The 20,511-nt window shown below is 71.2% G+C and carries 19 protein-coding genes; 15 read left to right on the forward strand and 4 right to left on the reverse strand.

The genetic code is table 11. The features are described 5' to 3' along the window. The first annotated feature begins 101 nt into the window (after positions 1-101). The 6 genes from leuC to DEJ00_RS02185 all read left to right on the forward strand — a co-directional run bounded on the left by leuC (position 102) and on the right by DEJ00_RS02185 (position 6,587). Positions 102-1,559 carry a 3-isopropylmalate dehydratase large subunit gene (gene leuC, locus DEJ00_RS02160; protein WP_111056299.1) on the forward strand — a complete coding sequence of 486 codons (1,458 nt, stop codon included), beginning with the start codon at positions 102-104 and terminating at the stop codon, positions 1,557-1,559. After that, on the forward strand, positions 1,559-2,155 hold the full coding sequence (gene leuD / locus DEJ00_RS02165; protein ID WP_071244876.1) for a 3-isopropylmalate dehydratase small subunit: 597 nt from the start codon (positions 1,559-1,561) through the stop codon (positions 2,153-2,155). Before leuC ends, leuD begins: the two co-directional genes overlap by 1 nt. Next, positions 2,155-3,522, forward strand: coding sequence for a UDP-N-acetylglucosamine 1-carboxyvinyltransferase (gene murA / locus DEJ00_RS02170; protein WP_071244875.1), 1,368 nt, complete (start codon positions 2,155-2,157; stop codon positions 3,520-3,522). Before leuD ends, murA begins: the two co-directional genes overlap by 1 nt. A gap of 5 nt (positions 3,523-3,527) precedes the next feature. Further along, positions 3,528-4,352: a 1-acyl-sn-glycerol-3-phosphate acyltransferase gene (locus DEJ00_RS02175; protein WP_111056300.1), complete on the forward strand. Its 825-nt coding sequence runs from the start codon at positions 3,528-3,530 to the stop codon at positions 4,350-4,352. A gap of 79 nt (positions 4,353-4,431) precedes the next feature. Then, complete coding sequence (locus tag DEJ00_RS02180; protein ID WP_031259730.1) at positions 4,432-5,445, forward strand: NAD(P)H-dependent glycerol-3-phosphate dehydrogenase; 1,014 nt, start codon at positions 4,432-4,434, stop codon at positions 5,443-5,445. Positions 5,446-5,504: 59 nt separating this feature from the next. Continuing rightward, positions 5,505-6,587: a D-alanine--D-alanine ligase family protein gene (locus tag DEJ00_RS02185; protein WP_071244873.1), complete on the forward strand. Its 1,083-nt coding sequence runs from the start codon at positions 5,505-5,507 to the stop codon at positions 6,585-6,587. A 73-nt stretch (positions 6,588-6,660) separates the two neighbouring features. On the opposite strand, the gene DEJ00_RS02190 is transcribed toward DEJ00_RS02185, so the two are convergent. Further along, positions 6,661-7,146, reverse strand: coding sequence for a DUF3515 family protein (locus DEJ00_RS02190; RefSeq protein ID WP_027465901.1), 486 nt, complete (start codon positions 7,144-7,146; stop codon positions 6,661-6,663). 24 nt (positions 7,147-7,170) lie between these two features. On the opposite strand from DEJ00_RS02190, the gene thiL reads away from it, so the two are divergent. Continuing rightward, positions 7,171-8,166: a thiamine-phosphate kinase gene (gene thiL, locus DEJ00_RS02195; protein WP_111056301.1), complete on the forward strand. Its 996-nt coding sequence runs from the start codon at positions 7,171-7,173 to the stop codon at positions 8,164-8,166. A 28-nt stretch (positions 8,167-8,194) separates the two neighbouring features. Here the strand turns inward: thiL and DEJ00_RS02200 are convergent, their stop codons facing one another. Next, positions 8,195-8,755, reverse strand: a complete 561-nt coding sequence (locus DEJ00_RS02200; protein WP_027465899.1) for an RsmD family RNA methyltransferase — start codon at positions 8,753-8,755, stop codon at positions 8,195-8,197. A 97-nt stretch (positions 8,756-8,852) separates the two neighbouring features. Here DEJ00_RS02200 and DEJ00_RS02205 point away from each other — a divergent pair, with 97 nt between their 5' ends. From DEJ00_RS02205 to DEJ00_RS02235, 7 genes are all read left to right on the forward strand, one after another. After that, positions 8,853-11,081: an ATP-dependent DNA helicase RecG gene (locus DEJ00_RS02205; protein ID WP_258373494.1), complete on the forward strand. Its 2,229-nt coding sequence runs from the start codon at positions 8,853-8,855 to the stop codon at positions 11,079-11,081. A 38-nt stretch (positions 11,082-11,119) separates the two neighbouring features. Then, positions 11,120-11,605, forward strand: coding sequence for a pantetheine-phosphate adenylyltransferase (coaD, locus tag DEJ00_RS02210; protein ID WP_071244868.1), 486 nt, complete (start codon positions 11,120-11,122; stop codon positions 11,603-11,605). Between the two features lie 116 nt (positions 11,606-11,721). Next, positions 11,722-12,294, forward strand: a complete 573-nt coding sequence (locus DEJ00_RS02215; RefSeq protein ID WP_071405664.1) for a DUF177 domain-containing protein — start codon at positions 11,722-11,724, stop codon at positions 12,292-12,294. A 55-nt stretch (positions 12,295-12,349) separates the two neighbouring features. Then, a complete protein-coding gene (gene rpmF / locus DEJ00_RS02220) occupies positions 12,350-12,553 on the forward strand; it encodes a 50S ribosomal protein L32 (RefSeq protein ID WP_017888273.1) in 204 nt (67 codons plus the stop codon). Positions 12,554-12,566: 13 nt separating this feature from the next. Then, on the forward strand, positions 12,567-13,292 hold the full coding sequence (rnc, locus tag DEJ00_RS02225) for a ribonuclease III (protein WP_173034235.1): 726 nt from the start codon (positions 12,567-12,569) through the stop codon (positions 13,290-13,292). A gap of 4 nt (positions 13,293-13,296) precedes the next feature. Continuing rightward, the gene (gene mutM / locus DEJ00_RS02230) at positions 13,297-14,268 is read left to right on the forward strand and encodes a bifunctional DNA-formamidopyrimidine glycosylase/DNA-(apurinic or apyrimidinic site) lyase (RefSeq protein ID WP_111056302.1); all 972 of its coding nucleotides are present in this window, start codon (positions 13,297-13,299) and stop codon (positions 14,266-14,268) included. A 31-nt stretch (positions 14,269-14,299) separates the two neighbouring features. Next, positions 14,300-18,028 carry an AAA family ATPase gene (locus tag DEJ00_RS02235; protein ID WP_111056303.1) on the forward strand — a complete coding sequence of 1,243 codons (3,729 nt, stop codon included), beginning with the start codon at positions 14,300-14,302 and terminating at the stop codon, positions 18,026-18,028. A gap of 97 nt (positions 18,029-18,125) precedes the next feature. On the opposite strand, the gene DEJ00_RS18415 is transcribed toward DEJ00_RS02235, so the two are convergent. Both DEJ00_RS18415 and ftsY read right to left on the reverse strand, forming a co-directional pair. Next, the gene (locus DEJ00_RS18415; RefSeq protein ID WP_171907827.1) at positions 18,126-18,284 is read right to left on the reverse strand and encodes a hypothetical protein; all 159 of its coding nucleotides are present in this window, start codon (positions 18,282-18,284) and stop codon (positions 18,126-18,128) included. 83 nt (positions 18,285-18,367) lie between these two features. Continuing rightward, positions 18,368-19,237, reverse strand: a complete 870-nt coding sequence (gene ftsY / locus DEJ00_RS02240) for a signal recognition particle-docking protein FtsY (protein WP_027465892.1) — start codon at positions 19,235-19,237, stop codon at positions 18,368-18,370. A 217-nt stretch (positions 19,238-19,454) separates the two neighbouring features. On the opposite strand from ftsY, the gene DEJ00_RS02245 reads away from it, so the two are divergent. Next, on the forward strand, positions 19,455-20,480 hold the full coding sequence (locus DEJ00_RS02245; RefSeq protein ID WP_110859106.1) for a TerC family protein: 1,026 nt from the start codon (positions 19,455-19,457) through the stop codon (positions 20,478-20,480). Positions 20,481-20,511 lie beyond the last annotated feature (31 nt).

Here is a 20,511-nt window from a genome sequence, read left to right on the forward strand (position 1 = left end):
CCCGCGACGCGCGGGGTGCGGCGCGTTGGTATACCAATGGTAGAGTCGCCTGATCGGGCCGCGGTCGCGGCGCAACGACGAGGACGAGGAGGGCTGAGCTCATGGGAAAGACGCTCGCCGAGAAGGTGTGGGACGACCACGTCGTGGTCAAGGGCGAGGACGGCAACCCCGACCTCCTCTACATCGACCTCCACCTCGTGCACGAGGTGACGAGTCCGCAGGCGTTCGACGGTCTGCGGCAGGCCGGGCGACCGGTGCGTCGCCTCGACCTGACGATCGCGACCGAGGACCACAACACCCCGACGCTCGCCATCGACCGCCCCATCGCGGACCCGACGAGCCGCATCCAGATCGAGACTCTCCGTCGCAACTGCGAGGAGTTCGGCGTCCGGCTGCACTCCCTGGGCGACAAGGAGCAGGGCATCGTCCACGTGGTCGGTCCGCAGCTCGGCCTGACCATGCCCGGCATCACCGTCGTCTGCGGCGACTCGCACACCAGCACCCACGGGGCCTTCGGTGCGATGGCGTTCGGCATCGGCACGTCCGAGGTCGAGCACGTCCTCGCCACGCAGACCCTGCCGCTCAAGCCCTTCAAGACGATGGCGATCACGGTCGAGGGCACGCTGCGCCCCGGCGTCACCGCGAAGGACATCATCCTCGCCGTGATCGCGAAGATCGGCACCGGCGGCGGACAGGGCTACGTGCTCGAGTACCGCGGCTCCGCGATCCGCGCCCTCTCGATGGAGGGCCGCATGACGATCTGCAACATGTCGATCGAGGCCGGTGCCCGCGCCGGCATGGTCGCCCCCGACCAGACCACCTACGACTACGTGCAGGGCCGCGACCACGCGCCCACCGGTCAGGACTGGGACGACGCCGTCGCGTACTGGGAGACGCTCGCCACCGACGACGACGCCGTCTTCGACGCAGAGGTGTTCATCGACGCGGACGATCTCGAGCCCTTCGTCACCTGGGGCACGAACCCCGGCCAGGGCGTCTCGCTGTCCGAGAGCGTGCCGGACCCGGCCGCCTACAGCGACCCCAACGACCAGGCCGCCGCACGCCGCGCCCTGGAGTACATGGACATCACCGCCGGCACCCCGATGAAGGACATCGCCGTCGACGCGGTCTTCATGGGGTCCTGCACGAACTCGCGCATCGAGGACCTGCGGGCCTTCGCGTCGATCATCAAGGGCCGCACCAAGGCCGACGGCGTCCGGGTGATGGTCGTGCCCGGCTCCGCGCGGGTCCGGCTCGAAGCCGAGGCCGAGGGGCTCGACAAGGTGTTCACCGAGTTCGGTGCCGAGTGGCGGTTCGCCGGCTGCTCGATGTGCCTCGGGATGAACCCGGACCAGCTGGCACCGGGGGAGCGCTGCGCGAGCACCTCGAACCGCAACTTCGAGGGTCGCCAGGGCAAGGGCGGCCGCACGCACCTGGTGTCGCCGCTCGTCGCCGCGGCCACCGCGGTGCGCGGCACGCTGTCCAGCCCGTGGGACCTGGAGACCGACGACGAGATCGCGGCGGCGACGTCCGCCACCGCCACCGAGGGGACCTTCTGATGGACAAGATCACCACCGTCTCCGGCATCGCCGCGCCGCTCAAGCGGTCGAACGTCGACACCGACCAGATCATCCCCGCGGTCTACCTGAAGCGCGTCACCAAGACCGGCTTCGAGGACGCCCTGTTCGCCGGGTGGCGGCAGGACCCCGACTTCGTGCTGAACCAGGAGCGCTACCAGGGCGCCCGTGTGCTCGTCGCCGGCCCCGACTTCGGCACCGGCTCGTCCCGCGAGCACGCCGTCTGGGCGCTCCGTGACTTCGGCTTCACGGTGGTCGTCTCGCCCCGTTTCGCGGACATCTTCAAGGGCAACGCCGGCAAGCAGGGCCTGGTCACGGCGATCGTGACCGAACCGGAGGTCGAGCGCCTGTGGGCCGCCATCGAGGCGAACCCGGGCATCGAGGCGACGGTCGACCTCGAGACGCAGCGCGTGTCGCTGGGGGATGTGGACGTCCCCTTCGAGATCGACGCTTACACTCGTTGGCGGTTGATGGAAGGGCTCGACGACATCGGGCTCACCCTCCGTGACGAGACCTCGATCACGGAGTTCGAATCCCGCCGCTCCAGTTGGCGGCCGAAGACATTGCCGGTGAAGTAGTGAACTCTCTCGTACAGGACGCAGCGGCCGCAGGGGCGCGCGTGGGCCTCAAGTCGGACGAGATCGTCATCCGCGGGGGCAAGCCGCTCGTGGGACGCATCGAGGTCCGTGGGGCGAAGAACCTCGCGACCAAGGCCATGGTGGCGTCGCTGCTCGGTGACACCCCGTCGATCCTCCGTGACGTGCCGGACATCTCCGACGTCAAGGTGGTCCGCGGGCTGCTCGAGGTGCACGGCGTGCGCATCACCGATCCTGCACGAGGCGAACTCATCCTCGACCCGTCGCGGGTCGAGTCGGCGCACTTCGCCGAGATCGACGCGCACGCCGGGTCGAGCCGCATCCCGATCCTGTTCTGCGGCCCGCTGCTGCACAAGCTCGGCGAGGCGTTCATCCCCGACCTCGGCGGCTGCCGCATCGGCGACCGTCCGATCGACTTCCACCTCGACGCCCTCCGCGCCATGGGTGCGGTCGTCGACAAGCAGGTCAACGGCATCCACCTGACGGCCCCGGACGGACTGAAGGGCGCCTCGATCGAGCTGCCGTACCCGAGCGTCGGTGCCACCGAGCAGGTCCTGCTCTCGGCGACCCTCGCCAAGGGCGTCACGGAGCTGCGGAACGCCGCGATCGAGCCCGAGATCATGGACCTCATCGCGATCCTGCAGAAGATGGGCGCCATCGTCTCGGTCGAGCCGAACCGCGTCATCTTCATCGAGGGCGTCGAGTCGCTCCGCGGCTACACGCACCGCGCGATCAACGACCGCAACGAGGCCGCGAGCTGGGCCTCCGCCGCGCTCGCCACCAACGGCGACATCTTCGTCGAGGGCGCGAACCAGCAGGAGCTCATGACGTTCCTCAACGTCTTCCGCAAGGTCGGCGGCGGGTTCGACATCCAGGAGGACGGCATCCGGTTCTACCGCGAGCTGGACACCCTGAAGCCCGTCGTCATCGAGACCGACGTGCACCCCGGCTTCATGACGGACTGGCAGCAGCCGCTCGTCGTCGCGCTGACCCAGGCCGAGGGCCAGAGCATCGTGCACGAGACCGTCTACGAGAACCGCTTCGGCTTCACCGACGCGCTGAACGAGATGGGTGCCGACATCGTCGTGCACAAGGAGGGGCTGCCCGGCCACGACCGCCGCGTCGCCCGCCGCCCGTTCGAGCAGGCCGCCGTCATCACCGGTCCGACGAAGCTGCACGCCGCCAACGTCCGCGTCCCCGACCTGCGTGGCGGGTTCAGTCACCTCATCGCGGCGCTGACCGCCGACGGCGAGTCGCACATCACCAACGTCGGCATCATCAGCCGCGGCTACGAGCACTTCATCCCGAAGCTGCGCAAGCTCGGCGCCGACTTCGACTTCGCTGGGTAGGCACAGTGCCGGCAGAAGCGAGAGGCGACGGTCTGGAGGCCCGTGGCGGCTCCGACGCGCAGGTCACGACCGGCCTCCCCGTGCGTGGGCGCCGGTGGCGCCGCGGTGAGCTGAACACCGCGTTCCGGATCGTCGCCTCGATCGTCATCCCGACGTTCCGGTTCTCGGCGCGCTACCACTGGCACGGCCCGAACCGCCTGCCGGCGGAGGGCGCGTTCGTGCTCGCACCGAACCACTTCACGAACATCGACCCCCTGGTCGTGGGCACCGCCGTGTACATCTCGAAGCGGGCGCCGCGGTTCCTGGCGAAGGCGTCGCTGTTCAAGGTCCCCGTGGTCGGCAAGCTCATGTCCGGCATGGGACAGATCCCCGTCGAACGCTCCGGCCGGACGCGCCTGAGCGACCCGCTCGGGGGCGGCCGGTCCCTGGTCGAGCAGGGCGGGGCGATCATCGTCTACCCCGAGGGCACGCTCACCCGCGACCCCGACCTGTGGCCGATGCGCGGCAAGACGGGCGCGGTGCGGATCGCGCTCGAGAACGACGTGCCGCTCATCCCGATGGCCCACTGGGGCACGCAGAACATCATGGCCAGGTACGGCAAGAAGCTCCGGCTGTTCCCGCCGTCCCGCGTCGACGTGATCATCGGTGACCCGGTCGACCTGTCGGCGTACCGCGGTCGGCAGATCGACCAGCAGATGCTCGGCGAGGCCACCGAACTCGTCATGCGCGAGATCACCGCGCTGCTCGAGGTGCTCCGTGGCGAACGGGCACCCGCGACCCGCTGGGACCCGGCGGCGAACAACCAGAAGGAGACCGGCCGGTTTGAGTGACCTCCGACCCCACGACGACCGACCCGACCCCGCCGCCGCGGCTCCGGGAGCCTTCGACACCGCCGCGATCCGGGTGGTCATGCAGTCGACCGACAAGCCCCGGGTGGCCGTGATCGGTGCCGGCAGCTGGGGCACCACGTTCGCGAAGGTGCTGGCCGAGGGTGGTGCGTCCACCGTGGTGTGGGCCCGACGCCCCGAGGTCGCCCGCGAGATCACCGAGACCAAGCGCAACTCGGACTACCTGCCCGGCATCAACCTGCCCCGCACCCTGACCGCGTCGACGTCCCTCGAGCGCGTGCTCGACGGCGCCTCGCAGGTGTACGTCTCGGTGCCCTCGCAGACCCTGCGCTCGAACCTCGCCGCGATCCGCGAGCTGCTGCCCGCGGACGTGCCGGTCGTCAGTCTGATGAAGGGCGTCGAGAAGAGCACGGGCCTGCGGATGAGCGAGGTCCTGCTGCAGGGCCTCGGCATCGACCAGGACCGCATCGCGGTGGCCAGCGGCCCGAACCTGGCGCTCGAGATCGCCCGTCGGCAGCCGACCGCCGCCGTGGTGTCGTCGTCGTCGCTGGAGACCGCCACCGACGTCGCCGCCGTCGCGACGAACCCGTACTTCCGGTCGTTCATCAACACCGACGTCATCGGCACCGAGTTCGGCGGCGTGCTGAAGAACCTCATCGCCGTCGCGATCGGCATCGTCGACGGGGTCGGCTACGGCGAGAACACCAAGGCCTCGATCATCACGCGCGGCCTCGCCGAGATGACCGACTTCGCGGTGTCGCTCGGCGCGCAGTCGTCGACGCTGTCCGGGCTCGCGGGCCTCGGCGACCTCATCGCCACGTGCCAGTCACCGCTGTCGCGGAACAACACCGCCGGGCGGTTGCTCGGCCAGGGCTACCGGTTCGACGAGGTCGTCCGCCAGATGAACCAGACGGCGGAGGGGCTGGCCTCGGTCGCCCCGATCCTCGAGCTGGCCGCGGCGAACGGCGTCGACATGCCCATCGTCAGCCAGGTCGGCGAGGTCCTCGCCGGTAGGCTCGATCCGCGCAACATCGCGCCGCACCTCACCGAGACCGACGAGCCGCAGGGCGAGTGACCGGTCCCGCACCGAGTCACGAAGGGACTCCCGTGCCCACGATCCCCGAGGGAACCCCCATGCCCAGGACCACCGTCGCCGTGCTCTTCGGCGGTCGCTCGAGCGAGCACGAGATCAGCTGCGTGACCGCCGGCGGCATCATGGACGTCGTCGACCGGGCCGAGTACGACCTCGTGCCGATCGGGATCACCCAGGACGGGGCCTTCACGCTGCAGTCGGACGACCCGGCACAGTGGACCATCCGCGACGGCGCGCTGCCGACGGTGCCCGACAACGGCACGCGGATCGCGTTCCCGACCTCGCCGGCCACCAACGAACTCGTCGTGTCCCACCCCGACGGCACGGTCACCGCGATCCCGGTCGACGTGGTGTTCCCGATCCTGCACGGCCCCTTCGGCGAGGACGGCACGATCCAGGGCCTGCTCGAGATCGCCGGGCTGCCGTACGTCGGCGACGGCGTGCTCGCGAGCGCACTGGCGATGGACAAGCACGTCGCGAAGGCCGTGCTCGAGCACGCCGGGCTGCGGGTCGCACCGTGGACCACCGTGCTCCGCCGGCAGTGGGCGGCCGACCCGGTGGACGTCGCCGAGACGATCGCCGCGCACGGCTGGCCGCTGTTCGTCAAGCCGGCCCGCGCCGGATCGAGCATGGGTGTCTCGCGCGTCGACGAGCCCTCGCAGCTGGGTGCCGCCATGGACCTGGCGTTCGAGCACGACTCCAAGGTGATCGTCGAGCCCCGTGTGGTCGGCCGCGAGGTCGAGGTCGCCGTGCTCGAGGGTCGTGACGGTGTGCCGCGCACGAGCCTGCCGGGCGAGATCGTCGTGGCCGAGGACGGCTTCTACGACTTCGCCTCGAAGTACCTGGGCGGTGACGAGTCGCTGCTCTGCCCGGCCCCGCTGACCGACGACCAGACCGACGAGATCCGCTCCATCGGTGCCCGCGCGTTCGAGGCCATCGGTGGTTCGGGACTCGCCCGTGTCGACTGCTTCCTGACCGACGACGGCTTCGTCGTGAACGAGGTCAACACGATGCCGGGCTTCACGCCGCTGTCGATGTACCCGCGATGCTGGGCGGCGTCGGGGGTGTCCTACGGCGAGCTCATCACCGAGCTCATCGAGCTGGGTCGCGCGGCCGTCCGCTGACCGGGCCGTGCTGACCAGGCCGTGCTGACCAGGTCGTGCTGGGCTCGGTAGGCGCGCGAGCGTCAGCCGGGCGTCAGCCCTGCACGTCGTCCGGGTCGAGGCACTCGTGGCCGTCCTTCGGCAGCGACGACACGGCGTCGGACAGCTCCTGCACGACCGTCGACGTGGTCTTCGTCGAGTCGACCACGACCTGCACCGCCGGTGACCGACCGAACGTCGTGAAGACGACCTGGTCGCCCCGGTCGTCGCGGATCCAGTCGACGCCGCCCTGTGAGAAGCACGGCAGGTCGGACACGGTGGGGACGGCGACACCGCAGTGGTAGATCGCCACCTCGGGGTCGCCCCAAGCAGCGGTCGCCTGCGCGTTCGTGTTCCGCAGGTCGAACTTCGAGTCCACGGTCGCGGGCAACCGGACCTGCACGGCGGCGCACGCCGCTGCGTTGGCCGACGGGGCGGCGGACATCGACACGGCGTTCGTGCACCCGGTCAGCCCGGCGGCGAGGGTGATCACGGCCCCCACGATCGCGAGGGTGCGAGGGGTGCGGCGCGCGGTGTCCATCGTCGTCCAGGCTACCGTTCTCGTGTGGATGCGACGGACGACGCCTGGGCCGGACCGACGGTGGGGGAGCTCGGCGAACTCGTCGTCCTCGACCGGATCACGAGTCGCCTGCCCGCAGGCACACCGATCCTCGGCCCCGGAGACGACTGCGCGGTCGTGGCCGCCCCCGACGGCCGCTTCGTCGTGACGACGGACATGATGGTGCACGGTCCGGACTTCCGGTGGGCGTGGTCGTCGCCGACGGACATCGGCTGGAAGGCGGCCGCCACGAACCTCTCCGACGTCGCCGCGATGGGTGCCGTGCCGAGCGGCCTCGTGATCGCCCTCGCCGCACCGCAGGACACCCCCGTGGCCGTCCTCGAGGGCATCGCCGACGGCTTCCGGCTCGCCGTCGACGCGCTCGCGCCGGGGTGCGGGGTCGTCGGGGGAGACCTCTCCACCTCGGCGACGTTCACGGTGGCCGTCACCGCCTTCGGCGACCTGCTGGGCCGCGCGCCCGTGCTGCGGTCGGGTGCGACCGTCGGTGACGTGCTCGCGGTGTCCGGCGAGCTCGGACGTGCCGCCCGTGGGCTGTCCCGGCTGTTCCGCGACGGCGTCGACGGCCGGGGCGAGCCGGACCGTGCCGCGACGGTCGCGAGCGGCGCGGACGTCGACCCCGACGTCGGACGCCAGCGCCGCCCGGTGCCCCCGATCGCCGACGGGCCGCTCGCGGCCGGGGCCGGGGCCACCGCGATGCTGGACCTGTCCGACGGCCTGGCGATCGACGCCGGTCGGCTCGCCCGTGCCAGCCGGGTGACGCTCGAACTCGATGCCGCCTCCGACCTCGACGAGGTCGCGCTGCACGGTGGCGAGGACCACGGACTGCTCGCCACGTTCCCGGCCGACGCGGCCCTTCCCGGGGGCTTCCGGCGCATCGGTGTCGTGCGGGAGCGCGGTGACGCGGACCTGCTGCGCGCCGGTGCCGTGGTGCCGACGACCGGCTGGGACCCCTACGCCGACTGGGACGGCGTCGCCGGCTGACCCGGCTGATCCGGTTGCCCCCGCTGCCTCAGCCGGCGGCGACGGCCTCCCACGCGACGGTCTCGCCGTAGCTGCGCTTGCTGAACGGCGCGAGCCCCGCCGGCCAGGTGGGCTCGGGGGAGCGCTTGCTCCGCTCGACCACGACGACGGCATCCGGCGTCAGCTTCGGCGCCAGGGCCTCGAGCACCTCGGCGAGCTCGTGCTCGGTGACGTCGTAGGGCGGGTCGATGAACACCAGGTCGAAGGTGCGGACGGTCCCGCGCAGGTACCCGAGCACCGGCTGCGGCTGCACGTCGATCCGGACGCCCGGCACCCGCTGCTGCACGGCCTTCGCGTTCGCCCGGCAGGCCTGCGCGGCGGCGGATGCCCGGTCGACCAGGACCACCTCGGCCGCACCGCGGGACGCAGCCTCGAGCCCGAGCGCGCCCGTCCCCGCGTACAGGTCGGCCACCGACGTGGCCTCGACGAGCCCCCGTGCCTCGAGCGACGAGAACAGCGCCTCGCGCACGCGGTCGCTCGTCGGGCGGGTGCCGGACTTCGGCACCCGGAGCGTCAGGGAGCCGGCGGCACCGGCGATGATGCGGGTCATGCAGCCACCGTATCGGCCCGGCGGGTCCGGTCCGGTGTTCTCCACAGGCCGCTCGGGAGGCACGGGTGGGGTCGGTCGTGCCCGGTACCGTTGGAGCGTGGTCACCTCCGGAACCCCCGCTGCGCCGGACGCGCCCGACCTCGGTCCGGCGCCGCTCGACGCGCGGCTCGCGAACGTGCTCGGCGGTCGCACGGCGACCGCGATCGAGAAGGCCTTCGGCTACCGCACGGTGGGGGAGTTCCTCGAGCACGCGCCCCGCCGTTACGCCGAGCGTGGTGCACTGACGGCCCTCGACTCGCTCGCGATCGGCGAACCCGTCACCATCGTGGCCGAGGTCGTCGACGTCCGTGAACGCACCATGCGCGCGCGCCGCGGTTCGATCCTCGAAGCGAAGATCGGCGACGGCAAGGGCCTGCTCACCCTCACGTTCTTCAACCAGGGGTGGCGCACGAAGGACCTCGTCCCCGGCGCGCGGGGCATCTTCTCCGGCAAGGTCAGCGACTACCGGGGTGCCCGGCAGCTCGCCCACCCCGACTACGAGCTGTTCGACCCGGACGACCCCCGCGCCACGGCCGAGCCCGGTTCCGACGAAGCGATCCGGTGGTCGCGTCAGCCGATCCCGATCTACCCGGCGACGGCCTCGCTCACGTCGTGGCAGATCGCGAAGTCCATCGGGATCGTCCTCGACACCCTGCCGGACCTGCCCGACCCGGTGCCGGCGTCCGCGCGGTCCCGGCTCGACCTCGTGCCGTTCCGCCGCGCGCTCGAGCTGCTGCACCGCCCCGAGAAGGTCGCGGACTTCAAGCGCGCGCAGGACGCCCTGCGCTACCGCGAGGCGTTCGTGCTGCAGACCGCCCTGGTGCAGCGCCGGATCGCGGCCCGTCGCACCGCGGCCACCCCCCGCGTGGCCGCCCCGGGTGGCATCCTCGAGCGCTTCGACGCCACCCTGCCCTTCACGTTGACGGACGACCAGCGGGCCGTCGGTGCCGACATCGACCAGGACCTCGCCCGCACCTGGCCCATGCACCGGCTGATCCAGGGCGAGGTCGGGTCGGGCAAGACCCTCGTGGCGATCCGGGCGATGCTCACGGTGGCCGAGTCCGGCGGCCAGTCCGCGCTCATCGCCCCGACCGAGGTGCTGGCGGCCCAGCACCTGCGCTCCATCGTGAAGTTCCTCGGGCCGGACCTGGCTGCCGAGCTCCGACCGGTGATCCTGACCGGGTCGCAGTCCACCGACGAACGTCGCCGGGCCCTGCTCGCCGCGGCGTCGGGCAGCTCACGGCTGGTCGTCGGCACCCACGCGCTCCTCGGGGACCGGGTGGACTTCGCCGAGCTGGGGCTCGTGGTGGTCGACGAGCAGCACCGCTTCGGTGTCGAGCAGCGCGAGGCCCTCCGCACCAAGGGCACGACCCCGCCGCACGTGCTCGTGCTCACCGCGACGCCGATCCCGCGCACCGTCGCGATGACGGTGTTCGGCGACCTCGACGTCTCGACCATCACGGGCATGCCGTCGGGGCGCGCCGGCGTCGAGACCTTCACGGTCCCGCTGGCGGAGCACCCCGGGTGGGAACCCCGGATCTGGTCCCGCATGGCCGAAGAACTGGCCAAGGGTCGGCAGGCGTTCGTCGTCTGCCCGGCCATCGACGACGCCCACACCGAGGACGACGGCGAGCCGGAGCCGGCCGAGGGCGAGGACGACGCCCCGAAGCGTGCCCCGGCGACCGTGCTCGCCACCGCCGAGCGGATGCGCACCATGCCCGTGCTCGAAGGGCGCTCGATCGCGGTCCTGCACGGCCGGATGACCGCCGACGAGAAGGACCGCGTGATGACGTCCTTCGCCGCCGGCGACCTCGACGTGGTCGTGGCGACGACCGTGATCGAGGTCGGCGTCGACGTCCCGAACGCGGCGATGATGGCCGTCCTCGACGCCGACCGGTTCGGGGTCTCGCAGCTCCACCAGCTCCGCGGCCGCATCGGTCGTGGGCAGTGGGCCGGGGTCTGCCTGCTGGTCACCTCGGCCGAGCTCGAGACCACCTCGCGCGAGCGCGTCGACGCGGTGGCCGCCTCGGACGACGGGTTCGAGCTCGCCCGGGTCGACCTCGAGCTCCGACGCGAGGGCGACGTCCTGGGCGAACGGCAGTCCGGTGGGCGGTCCTCGCTCAACCTGCTCCGGGTGGTCGAGCACGCCGACCTCATCGTCGACGCGCGCGGAGAAGCGGAGCGCGTGCTCGAACCGGATCCCGAGCTCGAGGGGTCCCCGGCCCTCCGTGACGCCCTCGCCCGGCGCCTCGACGAGTCCGACGCGGCGTTCCTCGGCAAGAACTGACCCCGGAGCACGACGGCCCGCGCGGTATCGTCGCTGCCATGGCGCAGATCGCGGTGGTCCCCGGTTCCTTCGACCCCGTCACCCTCGGGCACCTCGACGTCATCGGCCGCGCGGCCGGGCTCTTCGACGAGGTGCACGTCCTCGTGGTGCACAACCCCGACAAGAAGCCGGCGATGTTCGAGGCTGTCGACCGGGTGCGGCTCATCCGCGACTCGCTGGTCGAGGTCGGCGCGCCGGACACGGTCACGGTGGGCGAGTGGACGTCCGGGCTGCTGGTGGACTACTGCCGCCAGGTCGGGGCGAAGGTCCTGGTGAAGGGCGTGCGGTCCGGCGAGGACGTCGCCTACGAGACCCCGATGGCCATCATGAACCGCCACCTGGCCGACGTCGAGACGGTGTTCCTGCTGCCCGAGGCGTCGCGGGCGCACGTGTCGAGCTCGCTGATCCGGCAGGTGTCATCGCTCGGCGGAGACGTCACGCCCTACGTGCCGAAGACGGTCGCCGACGCGCTCGCGGCCCGCTGAGCGCGCCTGCACAGCCCGGCCGGCACGCGCACGGCGCCCACCGCGTCCGGACACGCCTGTCGCCACCTCGACTCTCGGCCCCGATCGCGCTAGGCTTGTCGATCGTGTCTTCCCCCGTGAACAGCCCCTACGCCCTGCGCGTGCGCGACCTCGCGCACCGGCCGGGTGAGATGCGCGAGCACTCGCTCGACATCGAGGTGCCCGACGCGATGGGGGCCGGTCTGATCGGCGTCCGACAGGGTGCCGAACTGCACATCGACGTCAAACTCGAAGGCCTGCACGAGGGCGTCCTCGTGTCCGGACACGCTTCGGCCGACGCCACGGGGGAGTGCTCGCGCTGCCTCATCGACATCAGCGAACCGATCGAGGTCGATTTCGCCGAGCTGTTCGCGTATGATGCCTCGGAGGATTTCGACTTCTTCGTTCGCGATGACCACGTGGACACCGAACAGGTCGTTCGAGATGCGGTGGTGCTGTCGCTGCCGTTCCAGCCGGTCTGTCGACCGGACTGCCCAGGACTCGACCCGGTGACGGGCGAGCGTCTGGCCGACCTCGGCGAGCAGCCCGCTCGTCAGGTGCTGGATCCCCGCTGGGCAGCGCTCAGCGCGATCGAGCTCGACGACAGCACCGACGGTGACACCACCGCACCGAAGACCACCGAGGGCGAGGAGCGGGCCGAGACCGAGTAGGTCCCGACACCGCCAGCCCCCGTACCGACCACCGACCAACCGAAAGAGATTCACCATGGCCGTTCCCAAGCGCAAGCAGTCCCGTGCGAACACGCACGCCCGTCGTTCGCAGTGGAAGGCCACGCCGATCCAGCTCGTGAAGACGATCGAGAACGGTCAGGTCACCTACAGCCTCCCGCACCGCGCGAAGGTCGTCGAGGACTCGGCCGGCACGCCCCTGTACATGGAGTACAAGGGCCGCAAGGTCGCCGACGTCTGATCGGACCGAACGCATGACGACAACGTCCGGCGCTGCGGGGTCTCGCCCCGCGGGGCCGGACGTCGTTCGTCTGCAGGGCATCCTCGGGGCCGACATCGACCTCGAGCTGCTCCAGCTCGCCCTGACGCACCGCTCCTACGCCTACGAGCACGGGGGCATCAAGCACAACGAGCGCCTCGAGTTCCTCGGGGACTCGATCCTCGGCCAGGCCGTGACCGTGAAGCTCTACCGGTCGTTCCCCGACCTCGACGAGGGTGACCTCGCCAAGCGACGGGCGAGCCTGGTGTCGACCGTGGCGCTGGCCGAGATCGCCCGGATGATCGGGCTCGGCCGCTACCTGCGCCTCGGCAAGGGCGAGGAACAGACCGGCGGGCGCGACAAGTCGTCGATCCTGGCCGACACCGTCGAAGCCGTCATCGGCGCGACGTACCTGTCGGCCGGCCCCGACCCGGCCACCGAGCTCGTGCTCCGCCTGGTCGAACCGCTCATGATCGACCCGGACCGCTTCGGCGCCGCGATGGACCCGAAGACGAGCCTGCAGGAGCTCGCCTCGAGTCGTTCCCTCGGCAACCCGGCGTACCGCGTCACCGAGACCGGCCCGGACCACGACAAGACCTTCATGGCGACGGTCGTCCTGCAGGGCGAGGACATCGCCACCGGCACCGGCTCGAGCAAGAAGGCCGCCGAGATGGCCGCCGCGCTCGACGCCTGGACCCGGCTGTCCGGCCGAGCGGCCTGACCGCGTGCCCGAACTCCCCGAGGTCGAGGTCGTCCGCGCCGGCCTCGAACCCGCCGTCAGCGGCGCGCGGGTCCTGCACGTCGACGTGGTCGACGACCGTGCCCTCACCCGGCACGACGGCCCCGCCGAGGACTTCGCCGACCGACTGACCGGTCGCACGATCGCCGCTGCCGTCCGCCGGGGCAAGTTCCTCTGGATGCCGCTGCAGCCCGAGCACGACGGGGACCGCCCCGAGGCACTCGTCGCCCACCTCGGCATGAGCGGGCAGATCCTGCTCGGCCGTGGTCGACCGGCGGCCAAGCACCGTCGGATCCTCATCGACGTGCAGCCCTCGGGCACCGACCGCTCAGGTGCGGCGGAGCCCCCGGTGGAACTCGAGTTCGTCGACCAGCGCACGTTCGGCTCGATGGCGATCGACGCGATGGTGCCGACGATCGACGGTGCTCCAGCCGGGTTCGGCGGGCAGGTCGACGCGATCGACCCCGATGCCGTGTGGCGTCGGTGGGTGCCCGGGCAGGTGTCGCACATCGCCCGTGACCCGCTCGACCCCGCCTTCGACGACGACCGTTTCACCGCGATGGCGCGGAAGCGGTCGAGCGGCATCAAGCGGGTGCTGCTCGACCAGGGCGTCGTGAGCGGCATCGGCAACATCTACGCCGACGAGTCGCTCTGGGCCGCGAAGCTGCACTACGACCGCGCCGCCGACCGCCTCACCCGTGCCGACCTGCGGCGGCTGCTCGACGAGGTCCGCGCCATCCTGCGCCGGGCGCTCGAGGACGGCGGCACGAGCTTCGACGCCCAGTACGTCAACGTCAACGGGCAGTCCGGTTACTTCTCGCAGCGCCTGAACGTCTACGGGCAGCAGGGGAAGCCGTGTCCACGCTGCGGCACGACGATCGTGCGCGAGGCCTTCATGAACCGGTCGAGCCACATCTGCCCCGTGTGCCAACCCCGTCCCCGCGCCCGCACGCGTTAGCCTGACGCCAACCAGAGCATCCGGAGACCGCATGTACTTGAAGAGCCTGACCATCAAGGGGTTCAAGTCCTTCGCGCAGCCGACGACGTTCGCGTTCGAGCCGGGCGTGACGTGCATCGTCGGTCCGAACGGCTCCGGCAAGTCGAACGTGGTGGACGCCCTGGCCTGGGTGATGGGGGAGCAGGGGGCGAAGACCCTGCGCGGCGGCAAGATGGAGGACGTCATCTTCGCCGGCACCTCGACCCGCGGTCCGCTCGGTCGTGCCCAGGTGCTGCTGACCATCGACAACAGCGACGGCCTGCTGCCGATCGAGTACTCCGAGGTGACGATCGCGCGCACGCTGTTCCGCAACGGTGGCAGCGAGTACGCCATCAACGGCGAGAACTGCCGGCTGCTCGACGTCCAGGAGCTGCTGAGCGACACCGGCCTCGGCCGTGAGATGCACGTGATCGTCGGGCAGGGGCAGCTCGACAAGGTGCTCCACGCCACCCCCGAGGACCGCCGCGGCTTCATCGAGGAGGCCGCGGGGATCCTGAAGCACCGCCGTCGCAAGGAGAAGACCCTCCGCAAGCTCGACGCGATGCAGACGAACCTGACCCGCCTGTCCGACCTGGCCGGTGAGATCCGGCGGCAGCTGAAGCCCCTCGGGCGGCAGGCCGAGGTGGCACGGAAGGCCCAGTCGGTGGCCGCGGTCTTCCGCGACGCCAAGGCCCGCATCCTCGCCGACGACGTGGTGCGCCTGCGCCGCGAGCTGCACGACCACCAGGAGGTCGAGGCGGGCCGCAAGTCCGAGCGCATCGTCCTGACCGAGCGGCTCGACCAGACCCGGGTGCGCCAGCAGCACGTCGAGCAGAGCATGGTCGGCGACGACGTCGACCGCGCGCGCACCGTCGTGCACCGGCTCGAGAGCGTGCAGGAGCGCCTGCGCGGCCTGTCGAGCCTGGCGAACCAGCGCCTGATGTTCCTCGCGCAGCAGGCCGACGCGCCACAGCAGGGCCCGACCGTCACCCAGGAGCAGGTCGCCGGGGTCCGTGCCGAGGCCGACCGCCTCGCCGCCCGCGCCGACGAGATGCAGGGCGGATCGGCGACGACCGCCCGCGCGGTGCGGGACGCACGCGCCGCGCTGGACGCCCTGGACGAACGCATCGCCGCCCAGGCGGCCCGGGTCTCGCAGCACGACCTCGAGGCGCAGCGGCTCGCCAGCGCCGTCGACGTCGCCCGGTCGAAGCGCGGTTCCGCCGTCGCCGACCGCGAGCGGCGGGAGCGGGCTCTGGCCGAGGCCGGGGAGCGTGCCGAGCGTGCTGCGGCGGCCCTCGCCGAACTCGGTGTCGACCCGTCCGAGGGGGTCGACGAGACCGCGCTCGCGCAGACACTCGAGCAGGCGCGCGCCGAGCTCGAACGGGCCCAGACCACGCGCGACGAGCAGCGCGACCGGCTCCACGCCCTCGAACGCGAGCGGGACGCCCTCGACGCCCGGGTCACCGCGCTCGGCATGTCGATCGAGGTCCGCGACGGTTCACAGGCACTGATCGACGCCGGTCGCGCGGGCATCCTCGGTCGCCTGGCCGACAGCCTGACGGTGTCGCCCGGGTTCGAGGCCGCGATCGCCACCGCGCTCGAGGGACTCGCCGACGCCGTCCTCGCCGACGACCGCGGTGCGGCACTCGACGCCGTCGACCACGCCCGCGCTGCCGACCTCGGCCGGATCGACGTCGTCGTCGCGGACGCCGCGTCCGTTCCAGCAGCCCTGCCCGAGACCCTGCCGGCCGGCGTCCGCCGTGCCACGGACCTGGTGCAGGGACCGCCGGCGCTCGCGTCGATCCTGCGGGACACGCTGGTCGCGGAGACCGACGACCTCGACCTGGAGGCCGTGCTCACGGCCGCCCCGCACGCCACGGTGGTCACGCGGTCCGGCGACCTCGTCCGTGCGGTCCGCGTGACCGGCGGCGGGGAGCGCGTGACCTCGCGCATCGAGCTCGTCGCGGAGCGCGACGACGCCGTGACGCGACGCGACGCGATCGCGACCGACGCCGAGGACGCGGCCACGGCCCTCCAGGCCGCGCGCAGCGCCGTCGAGGACGCACGCCGCCGTGCGGACGAGGCCGACGCAGCATCCCGCGCCTACACGCGGGCGAAGGCCGAGTACGACCGCACGAGTGCGTCGACGCGTGCGAAGGCGGAGAACGCCGCGGCCGAGGTCGAGCGGCTGCGTGCCGCGCTGGCCGAGACCGACGGCGCCGTCGAGACCGCCGAGGCGGTGCTGGCCGAGGCCGAGTCGGCGCACCGTGCCTTCACCGACCAGGAGCGCCCCGTGGTCGACGCGTCCGAGCGTCCCGCGCTGCAGGACGCGCTCGAGGCCGCACGTGCCGCCGAGGTCGAGCAGCGGATCCAGGTGGAGACCGTGCGCGAGCGCGTGCGCGCCGAACGGAACCGCGCCGACCAGCTCGACCGCCAGCTCGAGGCCGAGCGCGCCGCCGCCGAGGAGGCCGCGCGGCTCGCCGTCATCCGCCGTGGCCAGATCCGGACCGCCGAAGCCGTCCTCGCCGACCTGCCCGGGGTGCTCGGAGCGGTCGACCGCTCGCTGGCCGAAGCGCGGGTGCAGCTGGCGACGGAGGAAGCCGAGCGGTCGAAGCGCAACACCGAGCTGCAGACGATCCGCAACGAGGAGCGCGAGCTCCGGGACCGTCTGCAGACCATCACCGACGGCGTGCACTCGCTCGAGATGGAGATCTACGAGAAGAAGCTGCACGTGTCCGGCGTCCTCGACCGGGCGCAGAGCGAGCTCGGGCTGTCCGAGGCCGTGCTGGTGGCCGAGTACGGGCCGCACGTGCCGGTGCCCGTCGACGTGCTCGTGGACCCGCGGGTGCGCGCGCGGAAGCACCGCGAGGCGGAGCGCGCTGCTGCGGCCGCCGCCTCCGAGGCCGCGGGCGTGACCGAGCCGGAGGAAGCTGCGGCAGAAGCGGGTCCCGACACCGACGACGTGGCCCTCGTCGACGCGGAGTCCACCCTGCCCGGCGGCCCGGCCCTGCCCGAGTTCGACACGACCGACGAGATCGACCCCGCCGACGTCGAGACCGTGCCCTACGTCCGTGCCGAACAGGAGCGCCGGCTCAAGGCCGCGGAGCGCGACCTCGGACAGCTCGGCAAGGTGAACCCGCTCGCGCTCGAGGAGTTCCAGGCGCTCGAGCAGCGGCACGCGTTCCTCGCCGAGCAGCTCGAGGACCTGCAGAAGACCCGGACGGACCTGCTGACGATCATCGACGAGCTCGACACGAAGATGCAGACGATCTTCGAGTCCGCGTTCAACGACACGAAGGAAGCGTTCGACGTCATCTTCCCGATCCTGTTCCCGGGCGGCTCGGGGTCCATCAACCTGACCGACCCGACCGACCTGCTCGGCACCGGGATCGACGTGCAGGTGAAGCCCGCCGGCAAGAAGATCGACCGCCTGACCCTGCTGTCCGGCGGCGAGCGGTCCCTGGCGGCGGTGGCGCTCCTCGTCGCGATCTTCACCGCGCGGCCGTCGCCGTTCTACATCATGGACGAGGTCGAGGCGGCACTCGACGACGCCAACCTGGGCCGCCTGCTGACCGTGTTCGAGCGTCTGCGCGAGTCGTCCCAGCTCATCGTCATCACGCACCAGAAGCGGACGATGGAGATCGCCGACGCCCTGTACGGGGTGTCGATGCGGCAGGACGGCGTCTCGGCGGTCGTCGGGCAGCGGGTGCAGAAGCGCGAGCCGGCGGACGCGGTCGCCTAGGCGTCCTGGTCGCGACCGGACGGCAGACAGGAGGCGCGGTGCCAGCTGGCACCGCGCCTCCTGTTTGTCAGGTGCGTCCGGACAGGACGCCGGGTCGCTACGCGCGACCGCGGATCGTCCGGAGCAGCCAGCCGATGACCGCCAGCAGGATGAGCACGATGCCCACCCAGAGCAGGAACTTCAGCGCACCGACGAAGATGCCGCTGAAGAGCAGGACGAGGCCGACGATGATCGCGATGATCAGCAGTGCGGGCATGAGGGTCTCCTATCCCTGGAACGAGACCGAGCAGATGCCCGGACCGTCAGGGACGCTACTCCTCGGCGTGCCGACGCGTTCGCTCAGCCGACGAGGTTCTGCACGAAGACGTGCGGCGTGAAGCCCGTCAGGTCGTTGATGCCCTCGCCCTGCCCGATGAGCTTGATCGGGATGCCGGTCTTCTCCTGCACGCTCAGCACGAAGCCGGCCTTGGCCGACCCGTCGAGCTTGGTGATGACGAGGCCGGTCACGCCGGCGCCCTCGATGAAGGCCTGGGCCTGTGCGAGGCCGTTCTGGCCCGTCGTCGCGTCGAGGACGAGCAGGACCTCGCTGATCTCGGTCTGCTTCTCGACCACGCGCTTGATCTTGGTGAGCTCGTCCATCAGCCCGGCCTTGGTGTGCAGACGCCCGGCGGTGTCGATGACGACGATCTCGGTCTGATCGCGGATCGCCTTCTCGACGGTCTGGTACGCCACCGACGCCGGGTCCTGCCCGGGCTGCGACGGACGGACGACGTCGACCCCGGCGCGCTGGGCCCAGGTGGCGACCTGCTCGACCGCCGCGGCGCGGAACGTGTCCGCCGCCCCGACGAGCACCGTGCGGTCGTAGGTCTTCAGGAACTTGGCGAACTTGCCGATCGTCGTGGTCTTGCCGACGCCGTTCACCCCGACGACGAGCACCACGGCGGGCCGCGCGCTGAGCTTCAGGGTGGTGTCGAGCTTGGAGAGCCGTTCCTCGAGGACCTCGCGGAGCATGCGCTGCAGGTCGGCGGGGTCGGTCGTGCCGTACCGGTCGACGCGGGCGTGCAGGTCCTCGATGATCTCCTCGGAGATGTCGGGCCCGAAGTCGGCGCCGATGAGGGCGGTCTCCAGGTCCTCCCACGTGGTCTCGTCGATCGTCTTGCGCTGGAAGAGGCCGCGCAGCCGTGAGGACAGTGACCAGGAACTCGCCATGCTCCCAGCTTAGAGCGCGGCACATGTCCGCTGTGCCCGGTATGCTCGGGAACACGAAGGGGAGTATTCCCTCTCGGTGACCCCGTCAGTACGGTCCGGAACGATCCGGCCCCGGGGCGCCGGTCGTGCGACACCGGTCCCGGTGCCGGGCGACGGAAGAGACCTTCAGGCCTCGGCGTACCCGCACATCAGCGGCGCGCCCTACCTGAAGGAAACCGTGGACGTCCCACTCTTCGTCTGGCTCATCACGATCGCCGGCATCCTCGCGCTGCTGGTGTTCGACTTCTACTCGCACGTCCGCACGCCGCACGTGCCCCACATCCGCGAATCCGCGTTCTGGTCCGCCTTCTACATCGGGCTGGCGATCCTGTTCGGCATCGGGATCCTGGTGTTCGGCGGTGGGCAGGCCGGTGGTGAGTACTTCGCCGGCTGGCTGACCGAGAAGGCGTTGTCGGTCGACAACCTCTTCGTCTTCCTCATCATCATGTCGAGCTTCGCCGTGCCGAAGGAGTTCCAGCAGAAGGTCCTGCTGGTCGGCGTCGCGATCGCGCTCGTCGCCCGTGGCGTCTTCATCGCCCTCGGCGTCACGATCATCGAGAACTTCTCGTGGGTCTTCTACCTGTTCGGTGCGCTGCTGTTCTGGCTCGCCTGGTCGCAGGCCCGCAGCGGCAACGACCACGGCAGCGAGGGCGAATCCCGGCTCATCCGGATCCTCAAGCGCATCATCCCGACCTCGGACCACTACGACGGCGACCGCCTGACCACCCGTGTCGACGGCAAGCGGCTGTTCACCCCGATGCTGCTCGTCATGGTCGCCATCGGCCTGACCGACGTGCTCTTCGCGCTCGACTCGATCCCCGCGATCTTCGGGCTGACGCAGGACGCCTTCATCGTGTTCACGGCGAACGCGTTCTCGCTGCTCGGCCTCCGGCAGCTGTACTTCCTGATCGCCGGCCTGCTCGAGCGCCTCATCTACCTGGGCCAGGGCCTGGCCGTCATCCTGGCGTTCATCGGTGTGAAGCTCGTCTTCCACGCCATGCACGTCAACGAGCTGCCCTTCATCAACGGCGGCGAGCACATCGAGTGGGCGCCGGAGATCCCGATCTGGTTCTCGCTGGGCTTCATCGCGCTGACGATCGCGGTCGCCACGACCGCGTCGCTGGTGGTCTCGAAGCGCCGCCAGGAGCGCGGGCTCACCCCGACCGGCCAGCCGAAGGAGTCGGTCGAGGCCGACGCGAAGTAGCCGTCACCACCTGACGGCCGGGAGGCGCGGT

The organism is Curtobacterium sp. MCLR17_039 (assembly GCF_003234745.1).
In the GTDB taxonomy this organism is placed as follows: Bacteria; Actinomycetota; Actinomycetes; order Actinomycetales; family Microbacteriaceae; genus Curtobacterium; species Curtobacterium flaccumfaciens.

What these genes read in the sequence shown, in the direction of transcription:
- DEJ00_RS02235 (WP_111056303.1), top strand. Translation starts at nt 14,300, where the DNA reads ATGTACTTGAAGAGCCTGACCATCAAGGGGTTCAAGTCCTTCGCGCAG.
- leuC (WP_111056299.1), top strand. Translation starts at nt 102, where the DNA reads ATGGGAAAGACGCTCGCCGAGAAGGTGTGGGACGACCACGTCGTGGTC.
- DEJ00_RS18415 (WP_171907827.1), bottom strand. Translation starts at nt 18,284, where the DNA reads ATGCCCGCACTGCTGATCATCGCGATCATCGTCGGCCTCGTCCTGCTC.
- DEJ00_RS02190 (WP_027465901.1), bottom strand. Translation starts at nt 7,146, where the DNA reads ATGGACACCGCGCGCCGCACCCCTCGCACCCTCGCGATCGTGGGGGCC.
- DEJ00_RS02185 (WP_071244873.1), top strand. Translation starts at nt 5,505, where the DNA reads ATGCCCAGGACCACCGTCGCCGTGCTCTTCGGCGGTCGCTCGAGCGAG.
- DEJ00_RS02180 (WP_031259730.1), top strand. Translation starts at nt 4,432, where the DNA reads ATGCAGTCGACCGACAAGCCCCGGGTGGCCGTGATCGGTGCCGGCAGC.
- DEJ00_RS02200 (WP_027465899.1), bottom strand. Translation starts at nt 8,755, where the DNA reads ATGACCCGCATCATCGCCGGTGCCGCCGGCTCCCTGACGCTCCGGGTG.
- leuD (WP_071244876.1), top strand. Translation starts at nt 1,559, where the DNA reads ATGGACAAGATCACCACCGTCTCCGGCATCGCCGCGCCGCTCAAGCGG.
- rnc (WP_173034235.1), top strand. Translation starts at nt 12,567, where the DNA reads ATGACGACAACGTCCGGCGCTGCGGGGTCTCGCCCCGCGGGGCCGGAC.
- rpmF (WP_017888273.1), top strand. Translation starts at nt 12,350, where the DNA reads ATGGCCGTTCCCAAGCGCAAGCAGTCCCGTGCGAACACGCACGCCCGT.
- coaD (WP_071244868.1), top strand. Translation starts at nt 11,120, where the DNA reads ATGGCGCAGATCGCGGTGGTCCCCGGTTCCTTCGACCCCGTCACCCTC.
- ftsY (WP_027465892.1), bottom strand. Translation starts at nt 19,237, where the DNA reads ATGGCGAGTTCCTGGTCACTGTCCTCACGGCTGCGCGGCCTCTTCCAG.